Annotated in this window: 16 protein-coding genes and 1 riboswitch; of the genes, 11 read left to right on the plus strand and 5 right to left on the minus strand. The window is 37.8% G+C overall.

Going from position 1 to position 18,002, the window contains the following annotated elements; all coding sequences use genetic code 11:
* Positions 1 to 139: 139 nt before the first annotated feature.
* From MWU78_RS11670 to MWU78_RS11705, 9 genes are all read left to right on the plus strand, one after another.
* Positions 140 to 400, plus strand: a complete 261-nt coding sequence (locus MWU78_RS11670; RefSeq protein WP_246997918.1) for a hypothetical protein — start codon at positions 140 to 142, stop codon at positions 398 to 400.
* Positions 384 to 1,022, plus strand: coding sequence for a nicotinamide riboside transporter PnuC (gene pnuC, locus MWU78_RS11675; protein WP_246997919.1), 639 nt, complete (start codon positions 384 to 386; stop codon positions 1,020 to 1,022). The genes MWU78_RS11670 and pnuC overlap by 17 nt, the downstream gene beginning before the upstream one ends.
* Positions 977 to 1,540, plus strand: a complete 564-nt coding sequence (locus MWU78_RS11680) for an ATP-binding protein (RefSeq protein ID WP_246997920.1) — start codon at positions 977 to 979, stop codon at positions 1,538 to 1,540. Before pnuC ends, MWU78_RS11680 begins: the two co-directional genes overlap by 46 nt.
* A complete protein-coding gene (locus MWU78_RS11685; RefSeq protein WP_246997921.1) occupies positions 1,540 to 3,078 on the plus strand; it encodes a DUF4301 family protein in 1,539 nt (512 codons plus the stop codon). The genes MWU78_RS11680 and MWU78_RS11685 overlap by 1 nt, the downstream gene beginning before the upstream one ends.
* 290 nt (positions 3,079 to 3,368) lie before the next feature.
* Positions 3,369 to 3,668, plus strand: coding sequence for a hypothetical protein (locus MWU78_RS11690; protein ID WP_246997923.1), 300 nt, complete (start codon positions 3,369 to 3,371; stop codon positions 3,666 to 3,668).
* A 399-nt stretch (positions 3,669 to 4,067) separates the two neighbouring features.
* Positions 4,068 to 4,370, plus strand: coding sequence for a hypothetical protein (locus MWU78_RS11695; protein ID WP_246997925.1), 303 nt, complete (start codon positions 4,068 to 4,070; stop codon positions 4,368 to 4,370).
* Positions 4,371 to 4,753: 383 nt separating this feature from the next.
* Positions 4,754 to 4,876, plus strand: a complete 123-nt coding sequence (locus tag MWU78_RS22420) for a hypothetical protein (protein WP_281503834.1) — start codon at positions 4,754 to 4,756, stop codon at positions 4,874 to 4,876.
* A 708-nt stretch (positions 4,877 to 5,584) separates the two neighbouring features.
* A complete protein-coding gene (locus MWU78_RS11700) occupies positions 5,585 to 5,887 on the plus strand; it encodes a hypothetical protein (protein WP_246997927.1) in 303 nt (100 codons plus the stop codon).
* A gap of 150 nt (positions 5,888 to 6,037) precedes the next feature.
* Complete coding sequence (locus MWU78_RS11705) at positions 6,038 to 7,396, plus strand: sigma-54 dependent transcriptional regulator (protein ID WP_246997930.1); 1,359 nt, start codon at positions 6,038 to 6,040, stop codon at positions 7,394 to 7,396.
* Here the strand turns inward: MWU78_RS11705 and MWU78_RS11710 are convergent.
* A complete protein-coding gene (locus MWU78_RS11710) occupies positions 7,371 to 9,842 on the minus strand; it encodes an ATP-binding protein (RefSeq protein ID WP_246997932.1) in 2,472 nt (823 codons plus the stop codon). The genes MWU78_RS11705 and MWU78_RS11710 overlap by 26 nt on opposite strands.
* 125 nt (positions 9,843 to 9,967) lie before the next feature.
* Positions 9,968 to 10,062, plus strand: a riboswitch (TPP riboswitch).
* Positions 10,063 to 10,170: 108 nt separating this feature from the next.
* Between MWU78_RS11710 and MWU78_RS11715 the strand changes: the two genes are divergently transcribed.
* Positions 10,171 to 12,342 carry a TonB-dependent receptor gene (locus tag MWU78_RS11715; protein WP_246997934.1) on the plus strand — a complete coding sequence of 724 codons (2,172 nt, stop codon included), beginning with the start codon at positions 10,171 to 10,173 and terminating at the stop codon, positions 12,340 to 12,342.
* Between the two features lie 150 nt (positions 12,343 to 12,492).
* On the opposite strand, the gene MWU78_RS11720 is transcribed toward MWU78_RS11715, so the two are convergent.
* The 3 genes from MWU78_RS11720 to MWU78_RS11730 form a co-directional block, all read right to left on the minus strand.
* On the minus strand, positions 12,493 to 13,869 hold the full coding sequence (locus MWU78_RS11720) for a Gfo/Idh/MocA family oxidoreductase (protein ID WP_246997936.1): 1,377 nt from the start codon (positions 13,867 to 13,869) through the stop codon (positions 12,493 to 12,495).
* Between the two features lie 60 nt (positions 13,870 to 13,929).
* Positions 13,930 to 15,024 carry a PmoA family protein gene (locus MWU78_RS11725; protein WP_246997938.1) on the minus strand — a complete coding sequence of 365 codons (1,095 nt, stop codon included), beginning with the start codon at positions 15,022 to 15,024 and terminating at the stop codon, positions 13,930 to 13,932.
* A gap of 67 nt (positions 15,025 to 15,091) precedes the next feature.
* Complete coding sequence (locus MWU78_RS11730; RefSeq protein ID WP_246997940.1) at positions 15,092 to 15,688, minus strand: DUF1080 domain-containing protein; 597 nt, start codon at positions 15,686 to 15,688, stop codon at positions 15,092 to 15,094.
* A 784-nt stretch (positions 15,689 to 16,472) separates the two neighbouring features.
* On the opposite strand from MWU78_RS11730, the gene MWU78_RS11735 reads away from it, so the two are divergent.
* Positions 16,473 to 17,462, plus strand: a complete 990-nt coding sequence (locus MWU78_RS11735) for a Gfo/Idh/MocA family oxidoreductase (protein ID WP_348647081.1) — start codon at positions 16,473 to 16,475, stop codon at positions 17,460 to 17,462.
* Positions 17,463 to 17,468: 6 nt separating this feature from the next.
* Here MWU78_RS11735 and MWU78_RS11740 read toward each other — a convergent pair whose 3' ends face one another.
* Entirely contained in the window at positions 17,469 to 17,906 is a 438-nt protein-coding gene (locus MWU78_RS11740) for a hypothetical protein (RefSeq protein ID WP_246997942.1), read from the minus strand.
* Positions 17,907 to 18,002 lie beyond the last annotated feature (96 nt).

Below are 18,002 nucleotides of genomic sequence, written 5' to 3' on the forward strand. Positions count from 1 at the left end.
TTCTGTCCTAGTTATTATTCCTTTGTGCCAATCAATATCTTTAATTAAATTCTAAAACTCTTAGCGTGAAGGGTTATTTTTACCTAATCTTTAATGCCACTATTCTATAGGGATTACCCGTCATAAGACAAGCTAAATCATGAATATATCAGTAGGGCTTACCCTTTCTCCCTTGCAGGACGACTTTGAGATACACATCATCAATTTCACTAATAAACTTAAGGTCATTGGCCTTAAGAATCTGGAAAACCCTTTAAGTACACAGATCTACTTAGAATATGACCAGGTGATGGAGGTTCTCAATGCTGAGATTAAAGCTTTCTTAGAGTTAATGGATAAGGGATTATTATTTATGAAAATTGTAAAATCTGACCGGAGCGATTATGGACCTCATTTTTGATTGGATTTTTGCCCAGTACCAAGATACGCCCATACATTTAATCATTTTGGAAATGATAGGGGTGGTTTTTGGATTTTTAAGTGTTTGGTATTCCATGCGTGAGAACATCTTGGTATTCCCTACAGGAATTCTAAGTACCGGAGTTTTTGTATATATACTTTTGATTTTTGGCCTTTTGGGAGATATGCTGATCAATGCCTATTATTTTGCAATGAGTATCTATGGTTGGTATGTATGGACTAGAAAGGTAGATGAGACCCATTTTATTCCCATAACCCGTACAACCACAAAGGAAAAGAACTGGTCGGTTGTTCTGTTCGGTGCTACCGTCTTATTTGTTGCTTTGGTATACTTGGTTTTTGACAAGTTGGATAGCTGGACAGCTTATGTGGATACTTTAACCACAGCTATTTTCTTTGTAGGAATGTGGCTTATGGCAAAGAAGAAACTTGAAAATTGGGTATATTGGATTATTGGTGATGTAATATCGGTGCCCCTATATTTATATAAAGGACTTATCTTTACATCTCTGCAATATTTATTGTTCACCATTATTGCCATTTTCGGATACCTTGCATGGAAGAAAAGTTTAAACAAGAGCCCTCAAGTATTATTAAAGTAGTCCTTTTTGGTCCTGAATCTACGGGAAAAACAACCTTGGCCCGTGAATTGGCGATACATTATAATACTGTTTGGGTTCCAGAATACGCACGTGATTATCTTCAGGATAAATGGGATAAAGAAAAGAAGACTTGTGAGCCCAAAGATTTATTGCCCATAGCTGAGGGGCAGATCAAATTAGAAAATTCCCTGACCAAAAAAGCTAATGAAGTTTTAATATGCGATACGGACCTTCTTGAGACCAAAGTGTATTCCGAGGCCTATTATTTAGGGTATTGCGATCCAGTATTGGAAGAATACGCACTACAGAATACTTACGATGTTTATTTTTTAACCTATATAGACATTCCGTGGGAAAAGGACGACTTAAGGGATAAACCAAATGACCGTGAACGAATGTTTCTTTATTTCAAGGATAGTTTGGAAAAATATAACAGGAATTTTATTATCTTAATGGGTGATAAAAAAACAAGGCTCACAACGGCCAAGAACTACATTAACCAACTACTGAAAAAATAATGGAATTAACGGAAGAAGACAAAAAGCAATTAGAAAAGAAAGGAATTTCCAAGGCTAAAGTTCTAGGTCAAATAGAGACGTTTAAGGAGGGTATTCCTTTTGTGCGTTTGGAAAAGGCGGCAATAGTATCTGATGGAATTGCTAAATTTTCTAATACCAAGGAAGAAGTCTTAATTAAAAAATTCGAGGAGGCTAAAAAGAAAATTTCACTTTTGAAATTTGTGCCGGCTTCCGGTGCCGCATCCCGAATGTTTAAAGCGATGTTTAACTTTTTGGATACCTACGACCCAAAAACCGAAAAATTTGAGGCCTATTTGGATAGGACCAAGGATAAGGACGTTAAAACTTTTTTTGAAGGCTATAAGAAATTTGCCTTTTACGATATTTTACAAAAACGGATAGCTGGCAAAACTAAGTCCAAGGACGAGGAAAAGTACCTTTTTGTAAAGGAAATGTTGATGCCTGAAGGCTTAAACTTCGGATTTTACCCTAAGGGCCTTTTGTTTTTTCATAATTATGGGAAGTATAGTGCCACTCCGTTTGAAGAACATTTAAAGGAAGCTGTGGCCTATGCCCAGGTCAATAACCAGGCTAATCTACATTTTACCATTTCGGAACAACATGGTGAAATGTTTAATAAGGAATTTAAGATTGCAGGGGAAAGAGTGGCAAAAGAAACTTCTACTTCATTTACAGTAAATTATTCCTTTCAAAAACCTTCCACGGATACCATTGCGGTGACCCTGGACAATAAACCGTTTAGAAATTCTGATGGCACCCTACTATTTAGGCCAGCTGGACACGGGTCATTAATAGAGAATTTGAATGAGCAGGATGCGGACATTATTTTTATTAAGAATATTGATAATGTAGTAGCTCCAAGATTGGCTGGAGAGGTTGCAAGAAGCAAAAAAATATTGGCTGGTTTACTTTTGGAATTGCAAGCCAAAGCTTTTGAATATGCAGAGGCATTGGACGGGGATAAACTTTCTTCCGAAAAACTCGAGACTATAAAATTGTTTTTGGAAAATGATCTCAATGTACGTTTCTTGGATAAGTACAATGGGTTTAGTATTGGTCAGCAAATAGAAATTTTAAAGGATAAGATCAACCGCCCCATACGTGTTTGTGGAATGGTCAAGAATGAAGGCGAACCTGGAGGTGGACCATTTTGGATAAGGGATGCCCACGATCATATTTCACTTCAAATAATTGAATCCGCACAAGTTGATATGTCCAATCCGGAACAGGTAGAAATATTAAAGAACTCTACCCATTTTAATCCGGTAGATCTGGTATGTGGCGTAAGAAATTACAAAGGAGAAAAATTTAATTTATTGAATTTTGTGGATGCTAAACAAGGCTTTATTACCCAGAAAACTAAAGAAGGCAAGGATTTAAAAGCCCTTGAGTTGCCCGGGCTCTGGAATGGGGCGATGGCCTTTTGGAATACCATTTTTGTGGAAGTTCCTTTGGCAACCTTTAATCCGGTAAAAACGGTAAACGACTTATTGAAACCTGCTCATCAGGTAAATTAGGAATACGGCAGGTATGTTGAGCTTGTGCCCATCTACATTGTACTGGACAAGGAGCATATTCAAAGGTTTAGTTAAGTGGTTAGTCCCCAGGAAAGTGTATATTTTTTATACACCTTTTTGGGGACTATACATTTTTATACACACTACAATATTGGTTATTTTAATTTAATAAGTTGAAAATCAAGTAATTAAACTTAAAATATCTTCTATTTTATTATTGGCACAATTTTCCTTCTATCATTTGAAAAAAATAGGTATTCACACAAAATATAAGAGATATGAAAAATGATATGAAAAATTTAGTTTTTGCAACAGCTTTGGCAATGGGAAGTTTAAGTCCTGTATTGGCGTCTCCTCCAATTTTTCACGATGGAATTATGGAAGTAATTATGGCTCAAGATTTTACTGAAATCGAGCTAGATAAATTACCGGATTCAATTACAAAAGCCTTGGAGAAGGATCATGCCGGGGCAGTAATCAATAAAGCCTATATGAACGACGAAGACGAATACAAGTTAGAGGTTACTTTTTCTGATGGAACCAATTCTGAACTGTATGTCGACGCTGAAGGTAATTGGATCGATATGTAATGCATTAAAATATTGAGTTATTTTAGTTATTTGAATTAGTAGGGCTGCTGTTTGGCAGCCCTTTTTTCGTGAAATTCCAAGATGCTGCTTGTTTTGTATTAAATGTAAAGAATGTATAGTCCATTTAGCTTGGATATAGATTGGACACTTAACAAGTATGTTAATTGGACCATTTTTAAATCTGTTAAGTTTTCAATAGTTTTTATGGATCTAATAATTTCCGACTAATGTAAAACGGGTAATTTTAACACAGTCCAAGTTCGAAATACCCAGTATTACCCAAATACACTAAAACGCTGTTATTGATTTATGTTAATGGTAATCAGAGTTTTATGTAGTATTCTTGATTTCGGTATGGTTTTCCCATTGGTAATGGTAATAATTGTTAAAATTAGAATCATGAGAAAATTATTTTTTGGAATTGCAATATCACTAACAAGTCTAACCGCCTGTGCGCAGGAAAATAAAATAGTAAAGGGGGACACTACTGAAATAAGCGTTGCCCAAGATAAATTTTCCGAAATAGGGACTATGGAATTGCCGGCAGCAGTAACAAAGGCAATCGACACCTATTATCCTTCGGCAGTAATTAATAAAGCTTTTGTGAACAATTCCCAACAGTATAGACTGGAGATAGTTATGGAGAAGGGCAATAGCGGTACCGTTTATGCCGATATGGATGGAGATTGGATTGATAGATAGGAGATATCATTTATACTAATATTGTAGGCATGGCCTAGGAACATGGGATCGTTTTTTAATGATCCCATTTTTTTATGGCTAATTCGTAAATAATGAAACTGTTCAATGTATTAAAATCGTATGATAAAAATAGCTATTTCAGAAACGTGCAGTACAACCAGTAGAGGAATCTATAAGTGTCATTTAGAAATAAAATTCGCACGTAAAGTGTTTATTTTTTACCCACTAAGGCTGGGGCATACCCAATAATACACAGTTCATCATTCAATTCATATATTGTAACAAGCTCAATAACAGTATGTTGATGTTAAGTTGGGTATAGTATTATTTCTGGTATCATATTTTCAATAGGTAAAGTAAGTTTAACTATTAAAATGAAAATCATGAAAAAATTATTTTTTGTAGCAGTAATGTCAATCGGAAGTCTAACAGCATTTGCCCAAACTGGGGAAGCGGTAGCAGAGGTAGGTACCGAAGTTGCCGTAACTCAGGATAGCTTCTCTTAAATAGAAACCAGTAATTTACCAGAGGCGGTTGCAACAGCCGTTTCTACTGATTATCCTTCAGGGACCATCAGTAAGTCTTATGTAAATAAGCAGGAGCAATATAAGTTGGAAGTAACATTGGAAGATGGTACAACCGGAACTTTATATGCTGACAAAGATGGGAATTGGATAGAACTATAATATGACTTGAATTATTTATTTTGTATCAAGTTGGTTTGGTAAGAAGGGGATTGCATTGAGCAATCCCCTTCTTTTTATGATAAATAAGGACCGATGTCTTTGCTTTAGCTACAATATTGGATTAAGTAAATAGCGAGCCTTTTTTATATGGTTAAGATTGGAGATGGGATGGTAAGATAAAATGGATGGTATTTTATAAGGAGTAAATAGGGCATCCATTTTTTAGTAATATTAAGAAGAATAGAAATAGAATTGTGCGTTTAGGAAACCATTGAGCTATATATGTTCTAAAAGTATGTATTCAAAACGAATCAAGATTGGGTGGTTAGGTGTAACGCAAACCTTTAAAAAGTGTTTATTTTTTACACACTAGGGCTGGGCCATACCCAAAAATACACAGTTCATAAATCAACGCATATTTTGTAACTATCATAATAACAGTATGTTGCTGTTCGATATAACAGAAATTGATTTTTTGGTATCATATTTTCAATAGGTATAGCAAGTTTAACTATTAAAATGAAAATCATGAAAAAGATATTTTTTGTAGCAGTATTATCACTAGGAAGTCTAACAGCATTTGCCCAAGATGGCGAAGAGATAGCAGGAGAAGCAACTCAAATTGCTGTAGCTCAAGACGACTTCTCGGAAATCGAAACCAGTAATTTGCCAGAGGCGGTTGCAACAGCAGTATCCACTGACTATGCTTCAGCTACTATTAGTAAGGCTTATGTAAATAAGCAGGAGCAATATAAGATGGAAGTAACATTGGAAGATGGTACAACCGGAACTATATATGCTGACAAGGATGGTAATTGGATAGAACTATAATATAACTTGAATTATTTGTTTTGTATCAAGTTGGTTTGGTAAGAGGGGGATTGCTCAATGCAATCCCCCTCTTTTTTTATGATAATTTATGGGCGTGAATAACTTTCTTATGGTATTTTTACTATTCATTGTAAATAGTAATAGAATTGTATGCCCACACTGCTTATCATTGAAGATGACGCCGCTTTTTGTCAAATGCTTCAAAAGTTTTTGATCAGAAATGACTATGATGTAGATGTTAGTTTTACGGCCCAGGATGCCAAGATCAAAATTAAGGAAACCACTTATAACCTGGTATTAACAGATTTGAGACTTCCGAATTACGACGGGCTACAACTATTGTCGGATATTAAGGAGGTAAATCCCAAAACACAGGTAATTGTGATGACCGGATATGCTGAGGTCGGTTCAGCAGTGGAGGCCATGAAAAAGGGTGCCTACGACTATATTTCCAAACCTTTTACTCCAGAGGAGATTTTAATGCAGATCAAGAGCGCATTAAGTCAAGAAGTAAAGCAACAAACCAATAATCCGCCAAAAGAAAACAGTAAGGTAGTAAGTACAGACGGTGAATCACCGGAAAATAAAGTGGTAGCGGGAATAAGCGATGCCTCTAAAAAATTGACCGAGTATATTAAACTAGTGGCTCCAACTGACATGTCTGTATTAATTACCGGAGAAAGTGGTACAGGGAAGGAAGTCACTGCACGGGCCATACACGATAATAGCAAGCGAAAGGACCACAGTTTTGTGGCCGTAGATTGTGGAGCTATTCCCAAAGAAATTGCGACGAGTGAATTTTTTGGGCATATCAAAGGTAGTTTTACAGGAGCAGTTGAGGACAAAATAGGACATTTTGAGGCTGCAAATGGGGGTACGTTGTTTTTGGATGAAATAGGGAACCTGTCCTATGAAAACCAAATACAATTATTGAGGGCGTTACAGGAAAGAAAGATTAAAAGGGTTGGGAGTACCAAGGAAGTGGATGTAGATGTCCGCATTGTTACTGCAACCAATGAAGACCTGACGGAGGCCGTTGAAAAAGGAAACTTTAGAGAAGATTTATTTCATAGGATAAACGAATTTTCGGTGGAAATGCCGTCCCTGGAGGAACGGTTTGAGGATCTACCTCTATTTGCCGATTTCTTTTTAAGGAAGGCCAATCGATCCTTAGGTAAAAATGTCGAAGGTTTTTCAGAGGATGTTGAGAATATATTTAAGCAATACCATTGGCCTGGAAATCTACGCGAATTACAGAACGTAATAAAAAGAGCGGTGTTGTTGACCAGCGGCGATTATGTGGAGAAGGAGGCTTTACCTAGGGAGGTCCACAAAAGCAAGGTAGGCAGTGTAAATAGTGATAACTTTTCCAAGGCCGATTATGAGAAGGAACAAATAGTTAGAGCCTTAAAACAATCCAATTTTAATAAATCCAAAGCTGCCAAATTGCTTCAGATTACAAGGAAAACACTTTATAACAAAATCAATCATTATAATTTGGACTTGTAGCCAAATACGATTTAATGGCCAAAATTAAAACCGTAGTTTTGTTGTGGAGGTTCCTGTAGGTTTGTTTTAAAATCTTAGGTTCCATTTGGCCAACTTCCAAGATTTCCAATTCTTCTAAAAGTGGAATTATCTCGGTACTATTTAATTGTCTGAACATAGGTAGCATCCTATGCGAAACCAGGTTAATTTTCTTAATGTCCAAATCATTTACCGCTACTTTCAATTTTTCCATGTTGGTGGTAGTATCGGTAAGAAAGGTCCGTAAAACTTCGGCAATACCTTCCTCGTCATCGCCTAAAAAGGAGGAAATGACTCCCAAATTGAATAAGTTGGAACCAGAGGTGATATTTGCTTTGATATTACTTTTGGGTTTTTCACTAACGGTATGGGGGAACAGGTTGGACAATACCTTTAGAAACATTTCTTTGGTAAAAGGTTTCTGAATGATATCTGAAAAACCTGCTTCAAAATAGTGCTCCTTTTTTAAGTCCTTTCTGCCGGTCATGGCCACTATGGGTTGGCCGTTATAATGAGAATACTTGCCGTTTTGTAATTGACTCAATACTTCAAAACCAGTAATATCCGGCATTTGAATATCGGTCAAAACCATGTCATAATGAAGCTCCCCATTTTTTAAAATATCATTGAAGTTATTGTAGGTATGGGTGGTTATGTCCAAATATTCACAGACTTCCTTTAATAATTTTAGCATTGCCTGGTCGTCATCTATGATTAGGAGGGTTAGTTCCAATTTTGGACGAATTTCAATTTTCTTGGGAGATTTCAAGGGTTTTTTTGATATTTCGAAAGGAATTTCCACTGTGAATGAGCTCCCTTTATTTTCTTCGCTCCTGAGACCGATCTTTCCTCCTAAAAGTTCGGTGAGTTTCTTGGAAATGGTAAGCCCTAACCCGTAACCGCCATATTTTTTGTCGGTATGGTCCTCCGCTTGGGTAAACTCCGTAAAAATGTGCTCCTGCTTTTCTTGTTTAATACCAATACCTGAATCTGTGACCTTGATTGCCGTTTGGTAGTTTCCATTGACCTCATTGACGACCTTGGCTTCCACTTCTATAAAGCCTTCTTTTGTGAATTTATAGGCATTTCCAATAAGGTTGGTCAATATTTGCCTTATCCTAAATGGATCTCCTAAAACAGGATTTTCCAATAGGCCATCGATTTTTATAATTAGTTCTATGGGTTTCTTTGCGTTTATTTCCTTAAGGTTTTCTGCAGTTTCCTTAATTAGGTCAGACAGTATAAAAGCTGTTTTGTCCACTTTTATTTTTCCAGCTTCGAGTTTGGAAAAATCCAATAGATCGTTGACCAAGCTATCCACGTATTTGGAGGCGGATTTTACATTTTTTAAGTAGGAAACCTGCTTACCCGTAAGTCCGGTATTTTCCATAAGTTCGGAATACCCTGTAATCGTATTCAGAGGGGTGCGCAGGTCATGGCTTACCGTAGAGATCAATTGTTCCCGACTTTTTAATAGGGATTCGGAAAACTTTTTTTCCTTTTCCAGCTGCTGCCTGTACAATTGAACCTTCCAATAATCTTTTGTAATCAAAAAAGTAAATAGCCCCACAATGGCAAAGCCCAATAAACTGGCAAAACCAGCTAGTCGAATACTCCTCTTTAGCGCAGTTTGTTTTTTTAGGTTGTCATTGTAGGATTTTGCTATAATCTCTTGTTCAAAGGCAGAAATAATACTGCGCAACTGTTGTGAAATTTCCAAATCGGCACTGCTTAATTGTAGTTCTTTCTGCGCTACTGAACGAAGGGTTTTGGTGTTACTTTGTTTGGCCTCGGCCAAAAGGGATTTGGATACGGTTAACACGGAATCTACCCTTTGGGAAACTGGAATGTTACTAGTGTCTTTTGGGACGTTTTCACTCAAATATTCGGCCCATTTTTTTATGGTGCCCTTGGTGTCCTCAGGTAGATTTGCATAATTTGGATTAAGGCTTTCCGGAGTTATTTTGCCGAGAGACTCCTCTATTTTACTAAACTCTTTTAAAGCATTGTCTATAGAGCTATTGGATTCATTTTTTCTTTTTAATCGTAGGAGCTCGTTGCTGTTGAACACCTTTTTTTTAAGAAGCCCTTGCACACTATCCAACATTTTTTTGTGGTAGTCATTATCGGTTAATAACTTAAGGGAGTCGATAGTGACAAAAATGGAGTCAATTTTTTGGGCATAGGCTGTAAAACTTTTTGGAGTCTTTTTTTGCAGGGCCAATTTGGAAAGGCTTTCTGCCTCATACAACTCAGTAAGTAAGGAGCCTGTTTTGAGTAGTTTAATATCGTTTTCAGAAGCCGTATCGGTAGACACCAATACCTTTATTTCGGAAAATATAAAAAAGGCTACGACTAGGGTCAGGATCCCCAGCATGAAGTAGCTGAATATTATTTTAAAGGTAAATTTGTTTTTGGTCTTGTTCATTGATTAAGCCAGTATTTGCAGGTGCTATTCTAAAATACGTATTTCAGGTTCTATTGGCCTATAAATTAAAGTTAATTAATTATCTCTTTTTATTATGAAATTAGATTGGTCGTATGTAAATTTGCGGCCGTCTCAAAGGGGTGCTTGTTAGGTCAGGCTGAGATTATACCCAAGGAACCTGGGCAGGTAATGCTGCCAAGGGATGCGAAAATCGCGTTTTGGAATTTCCAAGGTTTTATTTTCGATGCAATTATGTAATCGGGGAAAAACAAAAATCAATTTTTAACAAGAATAATAGCCCCTTTTATTCGTAACAAATGTATTACGGATGAAAACTATGTTCACAACGGTCGCTGTATTTGCGACTGCACTCTCGGCCTTTGGCCAAGAGAAACCCAAAGATTCTTTGGAAGGAAAAGAAATTGCCTTGGATGAGGTATTGGTATCTGCCGTTAGGGTAACCAAACAATCTCCGGTAACCTTTTCCAACTTAACCAAGGAACAGATCAAACCTAGAAATTTAGGACAGGATATTCCTATTCTATTGAATTTTTTACCAGCAGTGGTTACTACTTCCGATGCCGGTGCTGGTGTTGGCTACACAGGTATCCGAGTTCGTGGTAGTGATGGTACACGGGTCAACGTTACCATTAACGGGATTCCGTACAATGATGCCGAATCACATGGTTCGTTTTGGGTAAACATGCCCGACTTCGCCTCTTCCACAGAAAGTTTGCAACTACAACGTGGGGTAGGAACATCAACAAATGGGTCAGGAGCTTTTGGTGCAAGTTTAAATGTGTTGACCGATGCCGTTGCCACTGAGGCCTTTGGCCAGATTTCTTCTTCCTTAGGCAGCTTTGGAACACTCAGGAACAATTTGAAATTTAGTACCGGATTGCTGAACGATCATGTGGAAATTGCCGGACGCTTGTCCAGAATAACTTCTGACGGTTACATTGACAGGGCTTCTTCCGAATTGGATTCCTATTTTTTACAAGGGTCCTATGTGGATGACAATACCTTGGTGAAAGCGTTGTTGTTCGGTGGACATGAAATAACCTATCAGGCTTGGAACGGAATTGATGCCGAAACATTGAAATCTGATAGGACTTTTAATTCCGCGGGAATCTATACCGATGAAAATGGGAATACCCAGTTTTATGACCACGAAGAGGATAATTATAGGCAAAATCATTTTCAATTGCATTGGAACGAACAAATTGCAGATAATTGGAATACCAATCTGGCAGTCCATTTTACAAAAGGAAGAGGGTTTTTTGAACAATATAAGGAAGACGATGACTTTAGTACCTACGGAATTGAGCCAATAATGGTAGATGGGGAACAAGTGGATAAGACCGATCTAATACGAAGGCGCTGGCTGGTCAATGATTTTTACGGAACCACATTTTCCGTAAATTATGACAAGGAGGGTTTGAACTTAATTCTTGGAGGCGGTTGGAACAAATATGAAGGAAGCCATTTTGGTGAAATTATTTGGGCCCGTTTTTCCAACAATAAGGATTATGAAGACAGGTATTATGATGACAGTTCCATTAAAACGGACCTAAATCTTTTTGCCAAGGCCAATTACAAGTTTAGCGACCAATGGAGTGCTTATGGGGATATACAGTTTAGGACGATAGGCTATGAGGCCAATGGCGAAGACACAGGGCTTGTTGATGATACCTTTAATTTTATGAACCCAAAGGTTGGGATTACCTACGATCTAAACATAAACAATAATTTTTACCTCTCTTATGCCAGGGCCAATCGTGAGCCCAACAGAAATGATTATGAAAGTGGTAGCCCCAAGCCTGAAAAGTTGAACGATTATGAGTTGGGATGGCGCTATATTTCTCCAGATGTACAATTGAATACCAATGTGTACTTTATGGGGTACAAGGATCAATTGGTACTCACTGGCGAGTTAAATGATGTTGGAGCTCCTTTACGTGCCAATGTAGGGGACAGTTACCGCTTAGGTTTGGAAGTAGATGCTACCATAGCCTTGGGAAATCAATTTAAAATACGTCCCAATGTGGCCTTGAGCAGAAACAGAAACAAGGATTTTGTGTTTCAAAGGGATGGTGAACTGCAGGAACTTGGCGATACACATATTTCCTTTTCGCCAGATATTGTTGTAGGAAATGTTTTAACCTATCAGCCTAAGGAAAATGTTCAATTTAGCTTGTTGACCAAGTTTGTTGGAGAGCAGTATATGGGCAATATAGATTCCGAAGGATCTAAGTTGGATGCGTATTCGCAAACCGATTTCAACGTGCAATATGAAATAAATACCAATAGCTTTATTAAAAGTATTGTGCTTTCGGGATTGGTAAATAATATATTCGATTCCCTTTACGAGTCCAATGGGTACTTTTATACTTTTGATGACGATTATTCCGTACCAGGAACTATTACTACCATTGAAGGTGCTGGATATTATCCACAATCCGGTGTTAATTTCCTCCTAGGGGCAACAATTAGTTTTTAGGAATAGATTGTGATTTTATAATGTAAACGGTAATAAAAACCCCGATGTTGGCAAATACAGCTAACATCGGGGTTTATTCTTTTTAAATGTTTCTCCCTATAATATAATTGATTTAGGCAATTCAAGAGAATCCATACTTAGGTTGGAGGATTATACATTTTCCGGAACTATATATGGATATCTGTATTTTCTAGTAAGCATTAGATCAGCTTCTTCATTCTCTATAAACTTCTCAAACTCCCCGTTAAATTTTAAGGTGTTACCCACACGATAAGCTATATTGGCAATTAAGGGAAGTACAGTGGACATATGTCCCGTCTCAACATCGCAATTTAAATCATGCCGATTTCCAGAGCGGACTCCGTCTATAAAGTTGCCATAATGTCCCTTGCTATCCGGTGCGGTCAAAAATGAGGTGTCTCCTCCAACAGCGGCACTTCCAGACATTTCAGAACCAGCAAAGGGTTCGGTTTCCTTGCCTTTGTATGCCTTCCAGGTCGAGCCATTTACTTCCATCCATCCCTCTGTACCGTAAAACATATTGCCAATTTTGATGCCTAAATTGGCCTCGTGGTTGGTATACCTGCCACGGGTTTCAAATTCCAATATTTTTCCATCCTCATATTCAAATACGGAAGTTTGTGTGTTTGGTGTTTCTTGTGAACATTCTTGTGGAGAAAACCCAAAAATCCCTCCCATGGACTGTACTTTTACTGGATGTACTTTTTTATTCAGTCCCCATCGTGCAATATCGAATTGGTGCGGACCTTGATTGCCAGTATCACCGTTGCCGGTATCCCAATGCCAATGCCAATTATAGTGCCCCTTTTTTTCATTATAAGGTCTATAGGAGGCAGGACCTAGCCAAAGATCGTAGTTCAAAGTTGATGGCGATACACTATCAGGGGAAATTCCGAAGGAATCCCTAGGTTTAAAACAAGTACCTCTAGAAAGGAACACTTCGCCAATACCTCCACGGTGTAGGAAATCCATGGCCTGCATTACATTGCTTATAGATCGGTTTTGAAATCCAACTTGGACTACTCTATTGTATTTTCTTGCCGCCTCAACCATTTTTCTGCCTTCCCATACATTATGGGAACTTGGTTTTTCAACATATACATGCTTTCCGGCTTGGCAGGCCCAAATAGTAGCTAGTGCATGCCAGTGATTGGGAACTGCTAAGACAACAGCATCTATTTCCTTGTCCTCAAATACACGGCGCATATCTACTTCCGTACCTGGCTTGTTGCCCTTTTGGTTCTTGGTAGCAGTTTGTACATTTTCGCCCAAAACGGCAGAATCCACGTCACAAATAGTTTTTATTCTCACTCCGTCATTGTACATGCTGGAAAAATTGTTCAATAAATCACTTCCGCGACCTCTTACTCCAATAGATCCCAAAATTACACGGTCATTGGCACCTATAATATTTCCGTAAGATTTGGCGGAAAATGCAGATGCCCCAACAACAACACCTGTACTGGCAAGGGTGGTTTTTTTAATAAAATTTCTTCGGTTGCCCATAATTGTTTTTTAATAAATTCTGTTTGTTATTCTATATTAATAAGTGATTTGGAATAGTGTTTATTGCTTCGAAAAATTGGCGAACTCCGCATCCAGCTCTGCCTTTTCCAAATTTTTGCTGGCCACTACAATCCGATGTTTAAACGATACGTCCTCTCCTTGGTTAAGGGTAAGGTTCAAAGATTCATTACCGTCACTAAAGACTTCCTGTCCTAAAGGATTGGCAGCAAAAAGACCGTAGCCACGAGTATGCCAATAGGTAGGATACCCGGCATTTGAGGTATGATCTAAAATGGCAAGGGAAATTTTTTCATCTCCTATGTTAGATCTTAAATTAACCCAGTTAGATCTTTTTCCCCAACAGTCGTCCCCTTCAATATTTTCACTATTGATATAGTTTCCGTTTACCCCCTCATTGTTAAGAACTGGAACACCAGTAGGGATTCCATTTGAATCTGTAAAAATATCCGGCTTATCAGAGGGGTGCTCCAATTCCCTTGTGACCCTTATACCCAATACCCCTTCTTTATTGTCCTTAAAAACTACTTTTTCGTTTGGGGCAGAAAGATTGGTGATGCGATCAATAGAGTATTCATCGTGATCGCCCCTAAATACAAAAGTGGTATTTTCTTTTAATAGAACCTTACCTTCTGCAGAAATCCAATCCATAGCTACTTTAAGACGGGCTTCCTCATTACCGTCTTCCATTGCCATAATTTCTTTGTGAACTATTGTCCCATAGCTTCCCCTCTTTTCTACTTTTATGGAATCTGAATTGTTCCAAAAATCCAATCCGTTAACATCTCCGTAATTAAACCATACTCCTACGTGATGTGGATGGTCAACTCTTTCCCCTACAGATGGTTCCAGAGGATATTTTCTGGTAATCTTTGTTCCCTTGGGGGTGATTAAAGGATATAATACGGGTTTTTTAATATTGGTGGGATAGATATAGGAGGTAAATAGGTTGCCATCAATAAAGACATCCACTTTTTTTTCTTGGTCGTTACTTACCAATTTTATTCTTTTTTCTGCCTTGGTTTCATTGTTGCTATCTGCCGTTTTATCGGTCTTAGCCTCTTTGCAGGATACCATAAAGACTAGGGCCAAAGCACCGCATAAGCCCAATTTAAGACGTAATGATTGTGTATTCATATTTGTTAATAGGTATTGAGTTAAATTTATTTATTCCTTGAAATTATATTTGAAATAGTTTATTTCACTACATTTTCCCAATCTTGATATTTCGGAAGCTTGCGGTCATCTCAGTGTTGGGATGTAGTTGCAGGCCAATGGGACCTGTTTTAACATAATTGTCCGAGGTGTAGCTCATAACGTGTTTGCCGTTGAGCCAAACTTCGTAATATCCGGCAATGGCTATAACTTTGATGGTATTCCAGTCGTTGGGCTTTAGAATTTCCTTTACATTAAGTGCTTCCACTGGATACCCTTTTCCCGGAATATAAGGAGAGCCGGTCATATCGCGTTTTAAAGAGCCAGAAACACCCATTTGTATCTGTTGCGCTTCGTTCCTAATGAAGATACCGGTATCTACCGTTCCCTCATCATATCTAAAGTCGGTTTCTATTACAAAATCGGTATATTCTTTGTCGGTCCATAATATGGAACCTTTTTTCTCTGGGCCACTTTTGGCCTGTAATATTCCGTTGTCCACGGTCCACCAAATATTGTTTTCGGGAACAACCCATCCCTTGAAGTTTTTTCCATTAAAAGCACTTTTAAGTACTGGGTCCTGGGCAAACAAGGTTAGTGTAAAAAAACTCAGTATAAAAAACGTAAATACAATTTTTGCTTTCATTTTAACTAGGTTATTAAGTTGTGTTATTAAAAAGAGTTAGAACAATGACTGCCTAAAAAAAAGTTTTTGAAATGATTAAACAGTACATAAAATAATGGTTAAAATACAACCGTTTTTTATAAAACTATCCAAAAATTATATCATTTTACAAATATATTGGCAAAAATCAGAGGTAAATGTAGTGATTGGTAAAATATCATTAATTTGAGTTAAGAAATATGCATTGAGGAGCTATTGATTCTTCGAAACGTCCGCGCCCTTTATTGATTTCTTGTGATAAAGCCATCCTTCTTCCATGTGGGATTGGATTCACTTTATATACCATTATAGTTTTTCCATCAAAGATGGGTACAAATCCAATACCATTAAGCCCTATATCCTTGGTTTGTACCTCTGTTGCGGTCTGTGTCTTTTCTTTACAGGAGTGAAATTAAAATGACAAAATAATAATGACTAGTACGCTCTGCCTTTGCAATTTTAATTTCCCCATTTATAGTCGCTTGTAAGAATATATATGTGACTTATAATCCAAGTTCGCTTCAATTGACCCCAAATTCAGCAGGAACACCAGATTGTAGAATTTCTTAAACTTTGAAAAATCGGGTTATTTATTCACCTTTTTGGTCAATTGAGATTAAAATACACTCTTTTTAACTTTATTTGTTAATAGGTTAATGTATTCTTGAAATATTTTGAGGAATGCTGCGGAATTGGAAATCAGGTTTTGTTTTGTAATCCCTAGTTTTGTATTCGACCGAATTGCTAAATTTTAAAAATTGAGAGAATGAATAATATGAATTACCCTAAACCCATCCGTTGGGGAATAATTGGTTGCGGGGCGGTTACCGAAGTAAAAAGCGGACCACCTTATCAACAAACGCCGGATTTTCAGCTAATAGCCGTTATGCGGAGGGATTTAAAAAAAGCGGAAGACTATGCCAAAAGACATGGGGTACCTAAATTTTACGGCAAAGCAGAGGATTTAATTATGGACCCAGAAGTAGATGCTGTTTATATTGCTACCCCTCCGGATACTCATAAACATTACGCACTAATGGTGGCGGAAGCAGGAAAGCCTTGTTGTGTGGAAAAACCCATGGCGCCGACCTACAAGGATAGCTTGGAAATATATAATGTTTTCAAGGAAAAAAAATTGCCACTTTTTGTTGCTTATTATAGACGCTCCTTGCCTAGATTTCAAAAAATTAAGGATTGGCTGGACAATAATGAAATTGGGGAAATAAGACATATTAAATGGCATCTTTCAAAACCGCCAAGTGCCGAAGATTTACAAAAGACATACAATTGGCGGACCGATGTTGAAGTTGCACCAGGGGGTTATTTTGATGATTTGGCCAGCCATGGGCTGGACTTATTTTCGTTTTACCTAGGAGACATTGAAAATGTCTTTGGGGTAAGCACCAACCAACAAGGACTATATACTGCAAAAGATGCCATCGCGGCTTGTTGGATATACAAAAATGGAGTTACTGGGGAGGGCAGTTGGAATTTTGGTACCTCGGAAAGAGTGGATATGGTGGAGATTATAGGTAGTACCGGTAAAATATCCTTTCCGGTATTTGATGAAGGGGATATCACCCTAAGCAATGAAAATGGTATTCAAAATCTCTTTATTGATCACCCAAAGCACGTGCAGCAGTTTCATGTGGAAAACTTACGGGCACATTTATTGGAAAACAGGGAGCATCCTTCAACCGGGAAGTCGGGAGTGCATACCAGTTGGATAATGGACAAAATCTTAGGACAGATCTAAGGGTTGTTAATTGGAGATGATTACGGAATTGCCACTATAAGTGGCTTTGTAATAAAGTAGGTCGTGATAACTTCTTCCGTCCTCCGGTCTGTTCATAAGTTGTCCGGTAAACAAATGGTATTCATAACCTTCACAAGAGCAAGTAACCAATTGTCCATCTAAGGACATTGTTGAGCACTCATTGGGGGCATGGTTGGGACAGCTCGCTTCCCAGGCCATATAGGAATTAAAACCTGTGTTGATAACAAATGCTCCTTTGGTGCCCACTGCTGCGTTACTCACATATACGGCGCTTCCTGTATTGGTTAAGGGGCTGTAAAGTGGGAGGTTTAAGTTAAGGGCGAACCTAAAGCTAATTTCCTGTAGGTAAGGGTTTCTATTAGTGGAGTTCTTTTCACAGGAGAATAAAAAAAAGAAAAGTAATATTCCTAAAATGGGTTTCATACCGCTGTGCCAAATTAAATAAGTTGAACAAAGTTGATCAAAATTTATGTATATTTGTCTTAAATCCTCTTTAAAAAAAGAGGATTTTCCTATTTA

This window comes from Arenibacter sp. F26102 (genome assembly GCF_023015865.1).
Taxonomy (GTDB): Bacteria; Bacteroidota; Bacteroidia; order Flavobacteriales; family Flavobacteriaceae; genus Arenibacter.